Below are 18,721 nucleotides of genomic sequence, written 5' to 3' on the forward strand. Positions count from 1 at the left end.
ATATGGTTCATGGTTTATAGCCGTGATATTCGTCTCATTTATCTCATGATTACGTTCTTAAGAAACACCAGGCTATAAGCTAATTCACCATAAACCATGATCTAACTAAAAGAAACCTAATTTATTTTTATCGTAAGAGATTAACATATTTTTAGTCTGGCGATAATGACCGAGCATCATTTTATGATTTTCTCTTCCCACACCCGATTGTTTATACCCCCCAAATGGCGCACCTGCAGGATAGGAGTGATATTGATTTACCCAAACGCGACCAGCCTGAATGGCCCTCGGCACCTGGTAAAGCTCATGTGCATCTCTGGTCCAAACACCTGCACCCAAACCGTAAAGTGTGTCATTCGCGATCTCTATCGCTTCCTCAACTGTTTTAAAAGTGGTTACAGCCAGCACCGGACCAAAAATCTCCTCCTGGAAAATCCGCATTTTGTTATGCCCTTTGAAAATGGTTGGCTTAATATAATATCCACCGCCAAGCTCACCAGGAAGTTCGTTTACTTCCCCTCCAGTTAATACTTCGGCACCTTCTTCTTTCCCTAATTTGATATATTGAGCAATCTTTTCGAACTGAATTTTTGAAGCTTGTGCACCCATCATTACGGTTTTATCCAAGGGACTACCGATCTTAATCGACTCCGTTCTTTCAATTACCTTTGCAATAAATTTCTCGTAAATGTCTTCCTGAATTAACAAACGCGATGGACAAGTACAAATTTCGCCCTGATTTAAGGCAAACATCACCGCACCTTCTACTGCTTTATCTAAAAACGCATCATCTTCATCCATCACAGAACTGAAGAAAACGTTTGGCGATTTTCCACCCAACTCTAAAGTAACCGGGATAATATTTTCAGTTGCATATTGCATCACCAATCTACCTGTTGGTGTTGATCCGGTGAAAGCTGCCTTTGAAACTTTAGGATTGGTAACTAATGCACGTCCGAGTTCTGCGCCAAAACCGTTTACGACATTGATTACGCCCGGAGGCAATAAATCACCAATGAGTTCCATCAAAACCATGATGGAAATTGGTGTGCTTTCTGCTGGTTTTAAGACCACACAATTACCTGCGGCTAAGGCAGGAGCCAGTTTCCAGATACCCATTAGCAGCGGGAAATTCCAGGGGATAATCTGCGCGACTACACCAATTGGTTCGTGTACAATTAGCGAAACCGTATTGGCGTCCAATTCTGAAAGTGAGCCTTCCTCCGCACGGATTACACCAGCAAAGTACCTGAAGTGATCAATACCTAAAGGCAAATCTGCAGCTAATGTTTCACGAACGGCCTTACCATTATCAATCGTTTCTACAGTGGCAAGATATTCTAAATTATCTTCCATACGTTGAGCAATTTTATTCAAAATGATGCTCCGTTCGGTTGATGAAGTTTTGCTCCAAGTTTGGAAAGCCTCATGTGCGGCATCTACAGCAAGTTCTAAATCTTCTTTGGTAGAATGAGCGGCTTTTGTAAAAACCTTTCCGTCAATCGGAGAGATGTTATCAAAGTAGGCACCTTTTACTGGCGCTACGAATTTTCCGCCGATATAGTTATCGTAATGGGATTTAAATGTCGGTTTCTCGATTAAATTTTCCATAATTATTATTGATTTTTTAATGATAAAAACACCAAAAGCATTTCACTAAATCAGGTTTAGATCGAATTGCTCATCATGATTTTTAGCGAATGAAGACCTGGTTAATACAAACCTAATGGTAAATCTGCCTGTAGAGGTAGTATAATTGCATCAAGTAATAGCATTATTGTTGCAGTCTGTATGGCCTTTGTGAAAATACTTATCTATATATTTGAGTAATCAGCAATGCGCTCTAACCAAAATCTTTATTGTTATGCCACATATATTAGACCAGGTCAGTTTAAGTAAAATCGAAAAATTACAAACATTAGTTGAAAACAGAACTTCATATACTTTATCACATTGCGAATTAAACGTTTTTGAAACTTATGCAGAATCTTACCTGGTGCCGCTAACTTTTAAAGATTTCGTCATTACAAGTATGTTAAGAGGCAAAAAGGTCATGCATCTCTTCGATAAAAATGGATTTGATTATTTTCCAGGGCAAACGGTTATTGTTCCGCCTTCTGTAACCATGAAAATTGATTTTCCGGAAGCAAGCCACCGTAGTCCGACACAGTGTATAGCACTCGCTATAGATCAGGATCAGATTAAAAAAACAATAGCTTACCTGAACGAATTCTTTCCTAAAGAGGGAAGCGATGAAAAATGGTTGTTAAATTACGATGAATATCATTTTTACAACAATGAAGAAATTGCATACCTCATTAACAAAGTAATCAGGATTTGTTCAGAAGGCGCAAAAGAAAAAGATGTTCTGGCAGATTTAACCCTCAAAGAACTTTTAGTCAGGATTATGCAAATGCAAAACTTCAAAACCATCACTGATGAGGCCTATAACCTTAACCAAAATCCACTGGCCTTTGTATTGAATTATATTAAATCAAATTTAAGCGAGAAAATTAGTATCAAGAGTTTAAGTGATAAAGCCTGTATGAGCAAAGCAAGTTTTTACAGGTTATTTAAGAGGGAGTTAGGCATTAGTCCGAATGATTTTATCCTGACTGAGAAAATAAATAGGGCAAAGGTTTTACTGGCGCAATCTGGGGCAAAGGTAACTTCAATTAGTTATGAACTTGGATTTAATGATGCCAATTACTTCATCAGAATTTTTAAAAAGGTTGTTGGTATTACACCTGGTAACTATCAGTTACAAATGTCAAAACAGCTCATTCATTAATTTTCCAGATATTTTTCGGAACAGGTAATGCCCATCAAATCATAGCGTTTAAATTGAGTTTTCAAACGTTTTTTAAAATCCGGATAATTTCGTTTGTTTTTCGGACTCCACAAAATTTCACTCAGCGCATCTAACCTTGGGAAAAGCTGATATTGTACTTTTACGGGATTGGTGATGTACTCACTCCACAAACAACCCTGCCCGCCCCAAATGTATTTTGCTTGTTCGGTATTTAATTCGGCAGGAAGAGGGTCATACTGGTAAACATCAGCAAGGAGGGAAGCTTTGCCTGCCGTTAAACTATCTTCCTGGACAAATTGGGCATGGTTAAAATAAAACTTGTCTTCAGGAGTCATGATTACTTTATGGGTTTGCTTTGCGGCTTCAATGCCACCTTTTTCGCCCTGCCAGCTCATTACAACCGCGTTTGGGGCCAGGCCACCCTGTAAAATTTCATTCCAGCCAATAATGGTTTTGCCTTTGCTTTTTACAAATTTTTCAATCATTCTGATGAAATAACTTTGTAGCTCGCTTTCTGTTTTTAAGCCATTTGTTTTCATAATCTGTTGCGAAACGGCCGATTGTTTCCACCAAACTTTAGCAGCTTCATCACCACCAATGTGAATATATGGCGATGGAAATAAATCCATCACTTCAGTTAATACATTTTCCAGGAATTTGAATGTCGTGTCAGAAGCCTGTAGTACATTGTTGTATTTGTTCATCATGCCCCAGGTTTGGGCAACTTCGTATTTTTTATTTGGCTCTGTTCCTAATTCGGGGTAGGCGGCAAGTAAAGCCATGCTGTGTGCAGGCATTTCAATTTCCGGGATAATGGTAATGTAGCGCTTAGCCGCATAATCAATTACATCTTTAATCTGTTCCTGGGTATAGTATCCGCCGTGTTTAATGCCGTCTGTTTTGATCACAGCGTCTTTTGGCGTAATTTTCACTTCCGTTGGCAATACCTGATATTTAATGTTTTCATTCCCTTTTCCAGGCCACAAACCTATAATGCTGCCCTCTCTCCAGGCACCTATCTCTGTCAATTTTGGGTATTTTTTTATTTCGATTCTCCATCCATGGTCATCAGTTAAATGCCAGTGGAAATAATTCATTTTGTGAAGTGCTAAATAATCAATGTATTGCTTTACAAAAGCTACATCAAAAAAATGGCGACTCACATCCAGGTGCATTCCCCTGTAATCGAAGCGTGGATAATCGACAATAGAAACCGAAGGAATTTGAACAGGAAAAGCTTTACGGGAATAGGGGAGCAGTTGAATTAACGTTTGGATGCCGTAGAAAATTCCTTTTGGAGAAGAAGCACTGATTTGGATTTGCTTATCATCTGAAAAAAGCTCATACCGATCTGGATTTAAGGTTTTGATCGTATTTACTTGCAGCTTGATGACGTTGTCTTTTTTATTGGAAGTACTATCTCTGCCGATCACAATGCCATAATATTTTGAAAGATAATCTGTGAAAAACGAGATGCTGTTAATTAGAGAGTCAGGCGCAATAATCAGTGTGTTTTGATCGATGGTAAACGGTGAAGTTTTTTTTATATCGAGTTGAACAGGTACCGGGATGATATTAACTTCCTGTGCAGAAAGTTTGAAAGCATTTAAGACTAGAAACAAAAAGATAAATTTCTTCATTATAAAAGGGATTTTCCTTTTCAAAAGTAATAATTATAGGCGGATGAAAGGAAATGGTTGGGCAGAACGAACTACTGATGTTACATAAACCCGATAGGATGAATGCCGTTTTTCACGGCAGCAAGTATAGCGGGGCAGGAGTTGCCGATGAGCTATTACTTTGGTTTTCTAATTATGATTGACGATATAAGGAATCTAAGAAAAATATAAGCTTATCTTGTAAATTTCTTTAATGTTCTTACATTTCTTATATAGTGAATGAAAATAAGACTGCTTGGTCGGCTGAAAAGCCTCCTCACAATGACGAAAACTTTGAACACAAAAAAATCCCGATAACTTTCGCTATCGGGATGAATATATTCAGTTAAAAAGAACTAGCCTTTTTTAGCTTTGCTTTCTTCGCCTTCTAATTGCGATTTCAATTGAGCCAATACGTCTAAGTCTCCTAAAGTAGATTTCTCTACAGAATCTTTAACTTTTTTAACCGCAGTTACAGCAGCTTTAGCTTCTTTTTTCTTAGCATTTCTTTCTTCTGCTACCGCTTCAGCTTTAACCTCTTCCCAGATACGGGCGTGAGATACTACGATACGTTTTGCTTCTTTGTTGAATTCAATGATTTTGAAGTCATTGGTTTCCTCAGCTTTAACTGAAGTACCATCTTCTTTAACCATGTGTTTAGTTGGTACGAAACCTTCTACACCATATGGTAAAGCAATCACAGCACCTTTATCAGTTACTTTAACAACAGTACCCTGGTGAACCGAATCTAAAGTAAAGATCGTTTCGAAAGTATCCCAAGGGTTTTCTTCTAATTGTTTGTGACCTAAGCTTAGTTTGCGGTTATCAACGTCTAATTCTAAAACAACTACGTCTAATACATCACCAACTTTAGTGAATTCGTTAGGGTGGTTTACTTTTTTAGACCAAGATAAGTCAGAGATGTGGATTAAACCATCAATACCTTCTTCGATTTCAACAAAGACACCGAAGTTAGTCATGTTTTTAACAGTAGCCTGGTGCTTGCTTCCAACCGGGAATTTAGCAGCTACTTCTTGCCATGGATCGTTAGATAATTGTTTAATACCTAAGCTCATTTTGCGCTCGTCTCTGTCTAAAGTTAACACTTCAGCTTCGATCTCATCACCAACTTTTAAGAACTCCTGTGGATTTCTTAAGTTTTGCGACCAGCTCATTTCAGACACGTGAATTAAACCTTCAACACCAGGGATGATTTCTAAGAAAGCACCGTAATCTGCAACAGTTACGATTTTTCCTTTTACTTTAGAACCAACAGCTAAGTTAGCATCTAAATTCTCCCAAGGGTGTGGCGTTAATTGTTTTAAGCCTAAAGCGATACGTTTTTTCTCATCATCGAAATCTAAAACAACCACGTTGATTTTTTCATCTAATGATAATACTTCTTTCGGATGCTCTATGCGGCCCCAAGAAATATCAGTAATGTGAAGTAAACCATCAACACCACCTAAATCGATGAACACACCGAAGTCAGTAATGTTTTTAACAGTACCTTCTAATACTTGTCCTTTTTCTAATTTAGAAACGATTTCAACTTTTTGGCTTTCTAAATCGTCTTCAATTAACACTTTATGAGAAACAACTACGTTTTTAAACTCATGGTTAATTTTAACAACTTTAAATTCCATTGTTTTACCCACGTATACATCGTAATCGCGGATAGGTTTAATATCAATCTGAGATCCTGGTAAGAAAGCCTCAACGCCCATGATATCAACAATTAAACCACCTTTAGTACGGCTCTTAACGAAACCGTTGATGATTCTATCATTTTCAAGTGCCTCGTTAATCGCTTCCCATGATCTTTGGGTTTTTGCTCTTTTGCGAGAAAGGATCAATTGACCGTTAGCATCTTCTGGTGCTTCAACGAAAACGTCAACTGAATCGCCGATTTTAAGATCTGGTGTATCACGGAATTCAGAAGTAGAAACTAAACCGTCTGATTTAAAACCTACGTTTAATACGACGTCTTTGTTGTTAATAGAAACAACGATACCGCTAATGATTTCACCTTTAGTGATCTGATTGAATGTTCCGGCATACATATCTTCAAACTTTTTACGGTCTGCATCATTGTAATTACCAAAAACTTTTTCATCTGCATCCCAGTCGAAATCTTCGGTTGGTGTTGCTAATGATGATTTAATCGATTCGATTGAAACTGAATCAGCTTCTGATTCAATCGTTTCTTTTTCAGTCAGGCGTCCGCCTTCTCCCTGAAGTTCAGCTGTTTTAGCTGCTAATTCTTTTTCTGCTACTTGTTTTTTAGCCATTAATTAATTATCTCCTTTTTTCCCTATTTAGGGATTGCAAAGGTAAAAATATTTTAATTAATAGAAAAGATTTTTTTAATAAATGTTGCTGATTTTTAGGTTATTAAGATTCTACCACTCGTCATGCTGCATTTATTTCAGCATCTAAATTGTAAAATTCAAATAATATGAATGTGATTTTTCTTGATTTTTTGTAAATGAAGGTGAAGTAATTCTTCGGATACAGTAGTCCCGTCATCGCTTATAGTCCTCGCTGCGCTGTGGGCTATCTGCTCTACCGGGTTTATAAACGAAGGCTTTGCAAAAAAAATACTCATTGTTATCAACAATAGCTTTTAAAGATAATTAATATTATGATCCAGATTTATCTCTTCTTAAAAGTCCCCCTTGTGAAACCTTCTCCAACCAGCGTTTTTTCATCCCTGATCAACAGTAAAATCATATTTTGCTGATCATAAAGTTTGATCATATCGCCTTCAATCACATACTTTGCTTTAAAAGTAGAATCAGTATAGGTATCTTTTACCACAACAGAATCCTGTATACCAAAGTCGAAAGTTTTATATTGGGTGTCGCTATCGCTGATATAAGTTCCTGAAACTGTTTTGGGCTGTATAAATGTAACAAAGCAAAAATAAACCACTACCAGAACCACTATTGCAGAAATGCCGATCAGTATTTTATTCTGATTGGAATATTTAAAAATAAAATAAAGAATGGTGCCAAAAACCAGTGCAACAATGGCAAACAGAATGATGTTTGAATAATCTTTGGCAATCTGCGGTACTTCAACCGATACCGCAGGTTTTTTCGCAACCGGTTTATTTACGGGTGATACCCTGGCTAAAAACGCTTTGCTTACCCAACCCTCACCATTTGACACTTTAATTTTGAAATAACTCGTGTTGGAGGAATCCAGAACGGCAACATTTTCATTTTCAGGTAGGTATCCGATTACTTTGCTTTTCGGGTCTGCACTTGATCTTACCCTTAGGTTATCTGTAGTGGCCTTGTAAATATCCTTATTCGCAGACGTTGTCGTATCAACTGCAGCAGGTGCTGTTGTTCCGGTTTTTGCTGGTTCAGCCTGGGCCGGTGCAGCAATTTTTTCAAGAAAATCTTTACTTACCCAGCCTTCTTTATTGCGAAGTTTGATCTTATAAAATTTGGCATCACTGGCATCTAAAATGGTCACTTTTTCATTTTGGATAATATTGGCAATTACTTTACTGTTTGCGTCTTTGGATTGTCTAACCCTCAGTTTATCCGCAGTTACACGGTATAAATCCTGAGCCATTACCTGGCTGGAAAAAATAAAAAGCGCAATAACTAAGAAGAAAATTCTGGTCATAATATTGGGATTCTGCAAATCTGTAAAGAATGATTTGGCAATTACGCTCAGCGCAGACATTGTGCCAAGCATGCCAAAATTATAAAATAGTTTTGATTAGCACAGAAAAGAATCTAAAAGTAAGCCTTTACCAGCTTCCCCCGGTGCCGCCACCGCTACTGCTGCCACCGCCCCAGCTACTTGAAGAGGATGCTGAAGAACTGCTGCCTGATGAAGATGAACCCGATGATGAGCTGCTTGACTTAACCAACATGGGCAGTGTGATCCATCTGATAAACTCAGTTTTTTTGCAGAAGCTGCACTCATTAATGATTTTGGCTTGTCCTTCATGGCTATAGGTTGCAGATTTGGTTGTGATTTTTTTATTTAATTTGTAGGTTTTAAATCCACAGGCCGGGCACTCCAAATAACCGTCGAATTTTTCAGCAGGCCATTTTTTAATAACATGCTCTGTTTTCTCGGTATTTTCCCAAATGTCGTAATCGTATACTTTCTCCACTTCTTCTTTACGTTGCCCTGGTGTTAAATAAGGACTTCCCTCTATGTTAATATCCCTATCAACACGTATCATCTCGTCGTTTTTGCTATCTAACACAGGCTTAAAACGATCATTAGTTTTAGCTCTCTTGATCAGGTGCCTGATGATCGCAAAGATGATGAACGGAGAAAAAAAGATTAGCCACCAGTTTTTCTGATGAAAAGCCTTAACTGCATTAAAGAAATTTTTATCGTCCTGGTGTTGATTTCTGATGGAGGCAATGAAAAACAAATACCTGAAGAAAAGCATGATGGATAAAATAATAAAAGCAATAATAGGTATTTGGGCTAGTTTTATTTTTTCAATAAGATCGAACCCCCCGAAAAATACTATGGCGAATACTAAAAGGAAACCAAAAAAAATAAAGCCGGCACAGCCTTTAATAAGCGCAGGATCATAACTTTCCTGTTTTGAAGATTTTGATTTCTTTTCATTTTTATCTTCCCTGTTTATGATTTTAAAAGTGATCCAAAAGCCTAAAATGATGAGCGACATGGGAATCCAAAAGTTCTCTAATGAACTATTGCTGTCCTTTTGTGTGAAAAATTGATTTAGTTCTGCGTGGTTATCTGGATTTAAAATAATTATGCCAATAGCATCAATGGTATTGATAATGCCGGTGCCGAAATTATTCTCCATGAAAGCCGGAATTAAATTTTGTTCTGCCAGGTGTTTAAGCTTTACGTCGGGTAGAACACCTTCAATCCCCGTTCCGGTGATAAACCGGTACTTGCGGCGGTCTTTAGCTATAAATAAAAGTAAACCATTATTGCTGGTTTTTGATCCAATTCCCCATGTGTTAAAAAGGTGGTAAGCAAAATCGAAATCTTCCTGATTGTGGTCAAAATCTTTCACGATGACAATAGCTACCTGAACATTCGTTTTGCTTTCGAATGTAGAGATCGTGCTGTTAATCTGTAAAATATCGTCAGGTGTTAAAATCTGATCGGGATCACTGACCCAGCCTCCGCCATGTTTTTTAGGATCTGGAAGTTCTGCTACGGTATAAGCTTTTTGTCCGAAAGCAATTGTCGTTATAAATAAAAATATAACAGGTATAAAATTTTTGATGAAAGAATGGGGTAGGCGTATCATTTATCTATCGGAATTTAAGTTTTATGATGCTTATTCTAGCAATAGATAATTAACCTTACTTTTCTAACAGTTGATTAATTACCTGATCAAGTTTTGTTTTGTTTTTCAGGTAAGGTTTCAGGTCAAAAAGTTTAACGGTTTTAAATTCAATGGGATGACTTTCACTTTGAAGTGAGATATAACCGGATTTTAAAGGGGTACCATCAACTTTTACTTTGGGATCGTAATTGGAAACATTATCACCGCCAATTTGGGGCTTGGTATATTCCAATACCACTTCTTTATTGATGATGTGTTTAATGACAGAATCTCCAAGAACCAGAAATTCTGCAGTTACCCACTGTTCTCCGGAATAAGTTTTCGACTTTGAATCCAGACAATGATCGGTAAAAAGTTTACCCTGATAATTGATTAGCGTACCGGGGGTGCAGACATTACTGGTATGCCGTAAATGTTCTCCGTCGCCACCTAAAATTTGTGCTTCAATAGAAATAGGGAAGTCCTGATCTTTCAGCATCGTTGCCGGATCCTGACAGTGTAGCATGGCACCACTATTGCGCAGTGCCCAACCTTCACCACCCTTGGCCTGTTTGCCTACAAACCGATAGGTTACCTTTAATAAATAGGCTGAAAAAGGCTTTTTGTAAAAGATATGGCCATATTGCTGGTCAAATTCCTGGTAACCATCATAACTCACTTTCATTAAGCCATTTTCGACCCGAAAGGTATTGGCGTAATTATCCTGATAATTGTGTTTGGCAATTTTAATGTTCCAGTCTTTCAAATCTTTTCCGTTGAAAAGATTAATCCAGCCTTTTTGCGCCAGGACATTAAAATTTAAACAAATAAAAAAAAGAAACAGGAGCGGGGAATATTTTAATTTCATAGCGGCTTAGTGGTTAGCTGCTAAAAATATGAATTTTTTTATTCTCCGGGAAATAGTGTTCAGCTGGCAATTTCAGTTCAGCGTTGCTGGTACCGGTAAACGATTATTTGAAAAGCATTAAGTGCTACACCGCTAAATCCTAATCAGCTCCAGCATCTGGACAACGAATCCACTTCTCCGCCTTACCGATCCAGCAAAGGTTCTACTTTTCCTATGGCGAAAGCCAGCTGCTCGTCTTGTGTTAAATTGGTATTGTCTAAAATAATAGCATCATCAGCACGAACCAAAGGGCTTTCTTTACGGGTGGTATCTGCATAATCGCGATGGGCCAGGTTTTCAAAAACTTCCTCCAGTGTGGTGAGGTTATTACCCTTGCTCTCCAGCTCTTTAAACCTGCGTTCTGCCCGGATTTTCGGATCAGCTGTCATGAAAAACTTTAATGGGGAATTTGGGAAAACAGTGGTGCCGATATCGCGGCCATCCATTACAATACTTTTTGATTTCCCCATGCGCTGTTGCTGTTTCACCATTTCATGGCGTACCGTTTTGTGGGCAGATACTTCACTCACATTTTGGGAAACAGGCATTAAACGTATCTCATCAGAAACTTCTTCCCCATTTAAAGTGATATGTGATTCATAATCCCTTGAATGAAAATTTAATTCTATGTGTTGTAGGGCATCTGCAACAGCATGATCATCACGCACATCAATATGATTCCGTAAAAAATATAAGGTAACTGCGCGGTACATTGCACCACTGTCTACATAAATAAAGCCTAATTTTTTAGCTAAGGCCTTTGCCAGTGTGCTTTTTCCGCAAGATGAATAGCCATCAATAGCTATAACCAGGTTCTTTTTCATTCTGCTACAAAGGTAAAAAAAGCCGATCGACTTACTAACTTTTTTTAGCCGGCGATTCTTTTTACTTTTGTAAAATGTTGCCCACCAGAGCAGAAATTTTAAAATCAGTAACCTTCAAAACCTCCAGAAGTGGGGGTAAAGGTGGGCAAAATGTAAATAAAGTTTCCAGTAAAGTTGAGTTGATCTTCGATTTATCAGCAAATGAATATTTAAGTGATGAAGAGAAAACGCTGCTAAAATCTCGCCTGGAAAATAGAATAGATAGTGAAGGCTTGCTTCATATTATAGCTCAGGAAGATAGAAGTCAGCTTTTGAACAAGGAGAAAACTATTGCCAAACTGATTGAGCTCCTTAAAAAATCGCTTCATGTGCAAAAAAAAAGAAAGCCAACTAAAATTCCGAAAGGTGTGGTAGAGAATAGATTGAAAAATAAAGCCGTTCATTCGGATAGAAAGAAAAACAGAAAACCTCCCAGGCTCCTAAAGGGGGAATAGAACCTAATTAAAAATACTTCGGTATTGTAAAGCAGTGATGCAATTTAACAGGTAAGCAATTTACTTCCCAAACCTATAATACAAACTTAATCCGCCATAATTCTGTGCTTTGGCAACACTTTTAACTTCCTTTGTTTTAAAAATAACATTAAAATCTGCGGTAAATCTTTTTGAACTGTAGTTCACACCAAACTGCTGTTCGAAAACAATGGGTTTTACGTCAAATGTAACCGGGCTATTGTTATTAAATAAACTTCCCTGGATAGTCGCATCATAAGCCACAAAGTTAAGCTGTGGTTTTACATAAAGGAAAAGCTCAGATTTGTTTAAGCGCTTTGTTTTCGAATTTCCAATTACTGCATGATGGTAGGCACTGTTAAATAGTTGATTTAATTTTCCAGCCCTGAATAATACGGAAGCACCCAAACCGGAAAATGTAGTACCAAGGTTTGCATAACCCTGTCCGCTAATATCAATAATCGGATCTTCAGGCCTGAAAAGTAATTTGCTATAATTTGCACCTAAATTTACAGCAAATTCATTTTTAATCTGGTATTCCCATCCTGCAGGTGTATAAAAGCCAACAGTTTTATGCAAAAACTTCTGGGCATCCTGTGCCAGTGAATTTGGTCCAACAGTTCCGATTTCTATGCTGGTTTTCAATACACTTTCATTTTTGTAGAATATGGAATAAGCTGCACCAGCATATAAATAGCCGGCAAAGGGTCTGTCTTGATCTTCTTTTTTCGCCACCTGACCCCAGTATGGGGTATACATTTTCTGACCAGCAGAAATTTCATAGGTTTTCTTTTCTATTTTATCTGAAAAATTTGTTGAATCTATGGCTCTGCGGAAATAAATAAATAAGCCATTGGTATAGTACCGGTCATTTAAGGTGGCCAGGTAAGCATCATTTTCGGTTTTAAAACCAAATTCGTTTTTAAATGACTGCGCAAATCCTGTCATGCAGATGAAGCAAAAAATAGCTGTGGTGAAAATTGATTTCATAAAAAAGCCCGGATGATTACCCGGGCTATAAATGTATTTATTGTTATTGAATTTTCGAAAGATCACCCCAAAGATTTCCCATTTAATTTACAATGGGTGCGGCTTTAATACTCAGATCCAAAGGTTTTTTAACTTTATTTTTAGTTAAAGCCAAATCTATGACTTCACTCATTTCATTTACGTAATGAAAGGTAAGGTCTTTGATATAGCTTTCCTTAATCTCTAAAATATCCTTGCGGTTACTTTTACAAAGGATAATCTCCTTAATATTGGCCCTTTTGGCTGCCAGGATTTTTTCTTTGATTCCACCCACAGGCAGCACTTTACCACGGAGGGTAATTTCACCGGTCATGGCTAAATGTTGTTTTACTTTCCGCTGCGTAAAGACAGATGTTAGGGCCGTTAACATGGTTACACCAGCAGATGGACCATCCTTTGGTGTCGCGCCGGCAGGTACGTGTACGTGAACATCCCAGTTATCAAATAAGGTATAATCGATTCCAAATTCTGCAGCATGAGCACGTAAGTAAGCCAATGCAATTACGGCAGATTCTTTCATCACATCACCCAGATTACCGGTTAAGGTTAATTTTCCTTTTCCGGGGCTTAAGCTGGATTCGATAAATAAAATATCGCCACCAACACTTGTCCAGGCCAGACCGGTAACCACACCGGCTACTTCATTGCCTTCGTATAAATCTTTATCGTAAATTGGTGCACCTAGTATGCGTTCAACATCTTCATTTGTTAAAGTTGCACTGTATTCTTCTTCCATAGCCACCTTTGTAGCCACACCACGAACCAGAGAACCTATTCTTTTTTCCAGTCCCCTCACACCAGATTCACGGGTATAATCTTCAATTACCTTTTCAATCAGTGCTGGTTTAAGGGTAATATGCTTATTCTCTAAACCGTGATTTTCTTTCTGCTTAGGAAGCAGGTATTTCTTGGCAATCTCTATTTTTTCTTCAATGGTATAACCGTTAACTTCAATAATTTCCATACGATCCAGTAAAGCAGGCTGAATGGTACTAAGCGAGTTAGCGGTAGCAATGAACAATATATTAGATAGATCGTAATCCATCTCTACATAGTGGTCATAAAAAGCATTGTTTTGCTCCGGATCAAGTACCTCTAAGAGGGCCGAAGATGGGTCGCCACGGTGATCGGTACCTACCTTATCTATCTCATCTAAAACAAATACGGGATTATCAGCACCGGCTTTTTTAATTGATGAAATGATCCGTCCGGGCATGGCACCAATGTATGTTTTACGGTGACCGCGGATTTCTGCTTCATCCCTGATTCCACCAAGGGCCATTCTGACATACTTGCGGCCTAAAGCTTTTGCAATTGATTTCCCCAGGGAAGTTTTACCTACTCCCGGAGGCCCCACTAAACAAAGAATAGGTGCTTTCATGTCGCGCTTAAGTTTAAGCACGGCAAGATATTCTATGATACGTTGTTTTACTTTTTCAAGGCCAAAGTGGTCTTTATCTAAAATACGTTGCGCTCTTTTTAAATCGAAATTATCTTTGGTAAACTCACGCCATGGTAAATCCAAAAGTAATTCAAGATAATTCAACTGTACAGAATAATCTGGTGCAGCCGGGTTCATTCGGCCTAATTTATCCAGTTCCTTATCAAAATGCGCATTAACTTCTTTCGACCATTTTTTCAGTTTTGCTTTCTCCTGTAAGGCATCAAATTCCAGGTCGGCAGAGTTGCCGCCTAATTCTTCCTGTATGGTTTTTAATTGCTGGTTCAGGAAATAATCACGTTGTTGTTTATCCAGATCGGTACGAACTTTAGATTGAATCTGGTTTCTCAACTCCAGCATCTGTAATTCTACCATCAACAATTCCATCACTTTTTGTGCGCGATCAAGCAATTTATTCATTTCCAGAATCTTTTGCTTGTCGGCCATTTCGGCATTCATGTTTGACGAAATAAAATTGATCAGAAATGAATTGCTTTCAATGTTTTTCAGCGCGATACTGGCCTCACTTGGTATATTTGGAGAAAGCTGAATAATCTGGGCCGACATTTCGCGTATAGACGCAATTAAGGTTTTGAACTCTTTGTCGCTCTTGTGTTTTTGCTCTTCAAATTTTTTAATAACAGCTTTGATATAAGGCTCATTCTGTACTTCTTCAATTAAGCTAAACCGCTGTTTACCCTGAATAATTACAGTGGTGTTGCCATCAGGCATCTGCAGCAATTTGATGATGTTGGCCACAGTACCCACTGAGTTAAGTTGCTCAAAGGTAGGATCTTCGATGGAAACATCCTTTTGAGAAACCACACCAATGATTTTATTTCCCTTATAAGCTTCTTTAATTAATTTAATGGATTTATCCCGCCCAACTGTAATGGGAATAACCACTCCCGGAAACAAAACAGTATTCCTTAAGGGTAAAATAGCCAATGTTTCAGGCGTATCCTCATTGTTCATTTCCTCCTCATCTTGTTGAGACATTAAAGGGAAGAATTCGGTATCCTCATTTATAATTGGCATAGCAGAATGGAAATCAAATATATCTTGTTTACTCATTTTCACGTTTTCCTCTCACGACAAACTGGCAGTTTAATCGTATTCACATTGTTTAATTATGTTAGTAATATAATAAATTCAACTCTTGTGCCAAAGTAAAAACTATATTAATCTTATGTTAAAAAGGCAGAGAAATATAATTTTAAGTCAATATCATATTTCTTCTAATTGATCGTTTAAGCTAATATCTGGGCTTTCCGTTTTTTAGATAAAGAAAATTAAAAACTATTAAATTATCATAATAGGATTATATTGCAAAAAAAACACCCTGAAGGTGCTGGATTCATCTAAATTATTATTCATACATGAACTATTTTAAAAAAGCGATTTTAGGTTTAATCATTTTTTCTTCAACCACCAGTTTTGCTCAGAACAATTATGAGAAAAGCATGCAGGCCATGATGAAAGGCGATTATAAAACTGCAGTTACACAATTAGAAAAAGCCGATACCAAAACACCCGATAATGCCAATGTTTTAAAAATGCTGGGCTATTCTTATTTTCAAAACGGAGAATATGAAAAGTGTATTGCTACTTATAGTCGTTTGTTGGCCATGAAGCCTAATGAAGTGTCTGCTTATTATTATCGAGGAAAAGCCAGGTTAAACATCGCAAATGATCCGAAAGAATCATTAAATACCATGCGTGAAAATTTTTATACAGCTGCCATTAAGGATTTTACCAAAGCCATTGAAATTAACGGGGATGAGGATACACAAATGTTTCAAAACCGTGGACTGGCCTATAAAGACTATGCAATTTTTAAATCCTATAAAGTAAAGAAAAACACCGAGAAGCTAGCCTGTGTTGCATTATTTAACAATTCTATCGCAGATTTTCAAAAAGTGCTTACCATGCAGCCTTTAAGGAAAGACATTATCGATTGGGTAGCTTACGATAAAGCGCAGATCGTCAGTTTAAAATAGAATTGGAAATCCATAAAAAAAGCAGATTCGAATCTGCTTTTTTTATGGATTAAAACTGGCTATTACGGCGTAATTTTTAGTCGAAAGAAATCTTATTTTCTGTTGTTTTTTAATTTGATATAACTGATCCGGGAGGTAGGTAAGCGTATCCTGTGATTGAAATAAAATATTCTTTTGGTTAATAATGATTTCAATCCTGCTAATTTTCGATGACTTTTCCGTTACCGAAATCTTTTTTACCGGGATTTTTTTATTGTCAGATGTGTAGGTGATTATGTCATCTTTCCGGTTAGTCTTAAAGCTACCTTTCCATGAATTTTTATTGATATCGGCATCTATAAAAATGGCCAGTTCCTTATCCCAGTCATTAATATGAAGGGATTTATTTTCTTCTACGCCATTTATACTAACTGTTTTATTTACTTTAGGTTTAGCCTTCTTTAAACGCATGATCTCCTTTCCGAAGTAACCTTTTAAATCGAAATAGGGTAATCCGGTATTTGCTTTAGGTTCTTCATGTGGGTTACACGAAAGAAATGCCAAAGCAAATACCAGTATACAAAGGTTTTTTATCATTATACTAAAACGTTTCCAGTCATTTCTGCAGGAATATCTACACCTAAAATCCTAAGCACAGTAGGCGCGATATCACCGAGCTTTCCATCAGCAATGGTTTTATAATCATGGTCAATCAGGATGCAGGGAACCAGGTTAGTCGTATGGGCTGTATTTGCAGATCCATCGCCATTAACCATAAATTCAGAGTTGCCATGATCTGCCAGTAAAATAAAGGAATAACCATTTTCTAAACCTTTCTTTACCACTATTTCCGCACATTGATCTGCAGTTTCTACAGCCTTTACCACTGCATCAAAAACACCGGTATGGCCCACCATATCCGGATTTGCAAAGTTTAAGCAAATAAAATCTGCCCATCCGGTTTCCATTTCTGCCGTAATGGCCTCAGTAATGCCGGCTGCACTCATTTCCGGTTGCAGATCGTAGGTGGCGACTTTAGGCGAAGGAATTAAAATACGTTTTTCATTTTCAAATTCGTTTTCTCTTCCACCTGAGAAGAAAAAGGTAACATGAGGATATTTTTCTGTTTCCGCAATGCGGATCTGATTTTTATGATTTTGGGCTAAAACCTCACCAATGGTTTTGGTCAGGTCATCTTTAGTAAACATGACATTTACTTTTTCAAAGCTTTCATCGTATGTGGTCATGGTGACATAATACAATGGTAATTTGTGCATCTGCTGCTCCGGAAAATCTTTTTGTGTTAATGCAGTAGTAATTTCACGTCCTCTGTCTGTACGGAAATTAAAGCAGATCACCACATCATCAGGCTGAATGGTAGCCACGGGTGCACCATTGGCCTGGGTAAGTACCACCGGGTTTAAAAACTCATCTGTTATGCCATTCTGATATGAATTTTGAATGGCGTTCAAGGCATCCTGTGTGGTTTCGCCAATGCCATTCACCATTACATCGTAGGCACGTTTTACACGTTCCCAGCGATTATCACGATCCATGGCGTAGTAACGTCCAACCATTGAAGCCAGTTTTGCGTTACCGTGCTGAAGGTGATTTTGTAAGTCGGTAATGAAGCCTAAGCCAGCGTTCGGATCCGTATCTCTTCCATCCAAAAAGGCATGTACAAAAGTTTTTTCCACGTGGGCTTCATTTGCCGCATCACAAAGTGCTTTCAGGTGCTCAATGTGGGCATGTACACCGCCATTTGAAACTAAACCAATAAAATGAACCGCCTTATTGTTTTGCTTTGCATAATTAAAAGCGTCAAGCAAAACAGGATTAACATGAAGTTCTCTATCGGTAATGGCTTTGTTTATTCGGCCAAGTTCCTGATAAACCACACGTCCTGCACCTAAATTCATATGTCCAACTTCAGAGTTCCCCATCTGTCCGGCTGGTAATCCTACTGCTTCGCCGGATGCTTCCAGCTTCGAATTTGGATAGTGCTGTAATAAAGAATCGAAAAAGGGTGTTTTTGCAGCATATGCTGCATCAGCATTATCCTGACGTCCGTAGCCCCAACCATCTAAAATAATAAGTGCGAGTTTTTTATTATTTACCATATTTATTCAAAATTATAATTATTACCAAAACATTTTATTGTAAAACCTGTTTTAGTATTCTATTTATATGGCAAATATAGCTTTATTGAAGGTTATACAAATTAAGAAATCTGTTTTTTGATCAGCTAATGGCATAATTTTAGCTA

14 protein-coding genes are annotated in these 18,721 nt (G+C 37.7%); 3 read left to right on the forward strand and 11 right to left on the reverse strand.

Annotated elements, in window-relative coordinates; translation table 11 throughout:
- Nucleotides 1–105: 105 nt before the first annotated feature.
- A complete protein-coding gene (locus tag OQ267_RS07140; protein ID WP_265835386.1) occupies nucleotides 106–1,611 on the reverse strand; it encodes an aldehyde dehydrogenase family protein in 1,506 nt (501 codons plus the stop codon).
- Between the two features lie 253 nt (nucleotides 1,612–1,864).
- Between OQ267_RS07140 and OQ267_RS07145 the strand changes: the two genes are divergently transcribed.
- A complete protein-coding gene (locus tag OQ267_RS07145) occupies nucleotides 1,865–2,791 on the forward strand; it encodes a helix-turn-helix transcriptional regulator (protein WP_265835387.1) in 927 nt (308 codons plus the stop codon).
- Here the strand turns inward: OQ267_RS07145 and OQ267_RS07150 are convergent.
- From OQ267_RS07150 to cmk, 6 genes are all read right to left on the reverse strand, one after another.
- Entirely contained in the window at nucleotides 2,788–4,452 is a 1,665-nt protein-coding gene (locus OQ267_RS07150) for a beta-N-acetylhexosaminidase (RefSeq protein ID WP_265835388.1), read from the reverse strand. The two genes, OQ267_RS07145 and OQ267_RS07150, sit on opposite strands and share 4 nt — an antisense overlap.
- Before the next feature lie 374 nt (nucleotides 4,453–4,826).
- Entirely contained in the window at nucleotides 4,827–6,761 is a 1,935-nt protein-coding gene (gene rpsA / locus OQ267_RS07155) for a 30S ribosomal protein S1 (RefSeq protein ID WP_029288947.1), read from the reverse strand.
- Nucleotides 6,762–7,125: 364 nt separating this feature from the next.
- Nucleotides 7,126–8,184, reverse strand: a complete 1,059-nt coding sequence (locus tag OQ267_RS07160) for an SH3 domain-containing protein (RefSeq protein ID WP_265835389.1) — start codon at nucleotides 8,182–8,184, stop codon at nucleotides 7,126–7,128.
- Nucleotides 8,185–8,239: 55 nt separating this feature from the next.
- On the reverse strand, nucleotides 8,240–9,745 hold the full coding sequence (locus tag OQ267_RS07165) for a TPM domain-containing protein (protein ID WP_265835390.1): 1,506 nt from the start codon (nucleotides 9,743–9,745) through the stop codon (nucleotides 8,240–8,242).
- A 55-nt stretch (nucleotides 9,746–9,800) separates the two neighbouring features.
- Nucleotides 9,801–10,631 (reverse strand): 3-keto-disaccharide hydrolase, encoded by an 831-nt coding sequence (locus OQ267_RS07170; protein ID WP_265835391.1) that lies wholly within the window; start codon nucleotides 10,629–10,631, stop codon nucleotides 9,801–9,803.
- Nucleotides 10,632–10,813: 182 nt separating this feature from the next.
- Nucleotides 10,814–11,494, reverse strand: coding sequence for a (d)CMP kinase (cmk, locus tag OQ267_RS07175; protein WP_265816967.1), 681 nt, complete (start codon nucleotides 11,492–11,494; stop codon nucleotides 10,814–10,816).
- A 74-nt stretch (nucleotides 11,495–11,568) separates the two neighbouring features.
- On the opposite strand from cmk, the gene arfB reads away from it, so the two are divergent.
- Nucleotides 11,569–11,988, forward strand: coding sequence for an alternative ribosome rescue aminoacyl-tRNA hydrolase ArfB (arfB, locus tag OQ267_RS07180; protein WP_088300964.1), 420 nt, complete (start codon nucleotides 11,569–11,571; stop codon nucleotides 11,986–11,988).
- Nucleotides 11,989–12,048: 60 nt separating this feature from the next.
- Here arfB and OQ267_RS07185 read toward each other — a convergent pair whose 3' ends face one another.
- Complete coding sequence (locus tag OQ267_RS07185) at nucleotides 12,049–12,996, reverse strand: lipid A deacylase LpxR family protein (RefSeq protein WP_265816968.1); 948 nt, start codon at nucleotides 12,994–12,996, stop codon at nucleotides 12,049–12,051.
- Between the two features lie 82 nt (nucleotides 12,997–13,078).
- A complete protein-coding gene (gene lon, locus OQ267_RS07190) occupies nucleotides 13,079–15,550 on the reverse strand; it encodes an endopeptidase La (protein WP_088300963.1) in 2,472 nt (823 codons plus the stop codon).
- A gap of 305 nt (nucleotides 15,551–15,855) precedes the next feature.
- On the opposite strand from lon, the gene OQ267_RS07195 reads away from it, so the two are divergent.
- On the forward strand, nucleotides 15,856–16,476 hold the full coding sequence (locus OQ267_RS07195) for a tetratricopeptide repeat protein (protein WP_265816971.1): 621 nt from the start codon (nucleotides 15,856–15,858) through the stop codon (nucleotides 16,474–16,476).
- Nucleotides 16,477–16,518: 42 nt separating this feature from the next.
- Here OQ267_RS07195 and OQ267_RS07200 read toward each other — a convergent pair whose 3' ends face one another.
- Together OQ267_RS07200 and gpmI are read right to left on the reverse strand one after the other, a co-directional pair.
- Complete coding sequence (locus OQ267_RS07200; RefSeq protein ID WP_265835392.1) at nucleotides 16,519–17,052, reverse strand: hypothetical protein; 534 nt, start codon at nucleotides 17,050–17,052, stop codon at nucleotides 16,519–16,521.
- Nucleotides 17,052–18,575 (reverse strand): 2,3-bisphosphoglycerate-independent phosphoglycerate mutase, encoded by a 1,524-nt coding sequence (gene gpmI / locus OQ267_RS07205; protein WP_088300960.1) that lies wholly within the window; start codon nucleotides 18,573–18,575, stop codon nucleotides 17,052–17,054. Before gpmI ends, OQ267_RS07200 begins: the two co-directional genes overlap by 1 nt.
- Nucleotides 18,576–18,721 lie beyond the last annotated feature (146 nt).

The organism is Pedobacter sp. MR22-3 (assembly GCF_026240075.1).
Classification (GTDB): domain Bacteria; phylum Bacteroidota; class Bacteroidia; order Sphingobacteriales; family Sphingobacteriaceae; genus Pedobacter.

What these genes read in the sequence shown, in the direction of transcription:
- OQ267_RS07140 (WP_265835386.1), bottom strand. Translation starts at nt 1,611, where the DNA reads ATGGAAAATTTAATCGAGAAACCGACATTTAAATCCCATTACGATAAC.
- OQ267_RS07145 (WP_265835387.1), top strand. Translation starts at nt 1,865, where the DNA reads ATGCCACATATATTAGACCAGGTCAGTTTAAGTAAAATCGAAAAATTA.
- OQ267_RS07150 (WP_265835388.1), bottom strand. Translation starts at nt 4,452, where the DNA reads ATGAAGAAATTTATCTTTTTGTTTCTAGTCTTAAATGCTTTCAAACTT.
- rpsA (WP_029288947.1), bottom strand. Translation starts at nt 6,761, where the DNA reads ATGGCTAAAAAACAAGTAGCAGAAAAAGAATTAGCAGCTAAAACAGCT.
- OQ267_RS07160 (WP_265835389.1), bottom strand. Translation starts at nt 8,184, where the DNA reads ATGCTTGGCACAATGTCTGCGCTGAGCGTAATTGCCAAATCATTCTTT.
- OQ267_RS07165 (WP_265835390.1), bottom strand. Translation starts at nt 9,745, where the DNA reads ATGATACGCCTACCCCATTCTTTCATCAAAAATTTTATACCTGTTATA.
- OQ267_RS07170 (WP_265835391.1), bottom strand. Translation starts at nt 10,631, where the DNA reads ATGAAATTAAAATATTCCCCGCTCCTGTTTCTTTTTTTTATTTGTTTA.
- cmk (WP_265816967.1), bottom strand. Translation starts at nt 11,494, where the DNA reads ATGAAAAAGAACCTGGTTATAGCTATTGATGGCTATTCATCTTGCGGA.
- arfB (WP_088300964.1), top strand. Translation starts at nt 11,569, where the DNA reads ATGTTGCCCACCAGAGCAGAAATTTTAAAATCAGTAACCTTCAAAACC.
- OQ267_RS07185 (WP_265816968.1), bottom strand. Translation starts at nt 12,996, where the DNA reads ATGAAATCAATTTTCACCACAGCTATTTTTTGCTTCATCTGCATGACA.
- lon (WP_088300963.1), bottom strand. Translation starts at nt 15,550, where the DNA reads ATGAGTAAACAAGATATATTTGATTTCCATTCTGCTATGCCAATTATA.
- OQ267_RS07195 (WP_265816971.1), top strand. Translation starts at nt 15,856, where the DNA reads ATGAACTATTTTAAAAAAGCGATTTTAGGTTTAATCATTTTTTCTTCA.
- OQ267_RS07200 (WP_265835392.1), bottom strand. Translation starts at nt 17,052, where the DNA reads ATGATAAAAAACCTTTGTATACTGGTATTTGCTTTGGCATTTCTTTCG.
- gpmI (WP_088300960.1), bottom strand. Translation starts at nt 18,575, where the DNA reads ATGGTAAATAATAAAAAACTCGCACTTATTATTTTAGATGGTTGGGGC.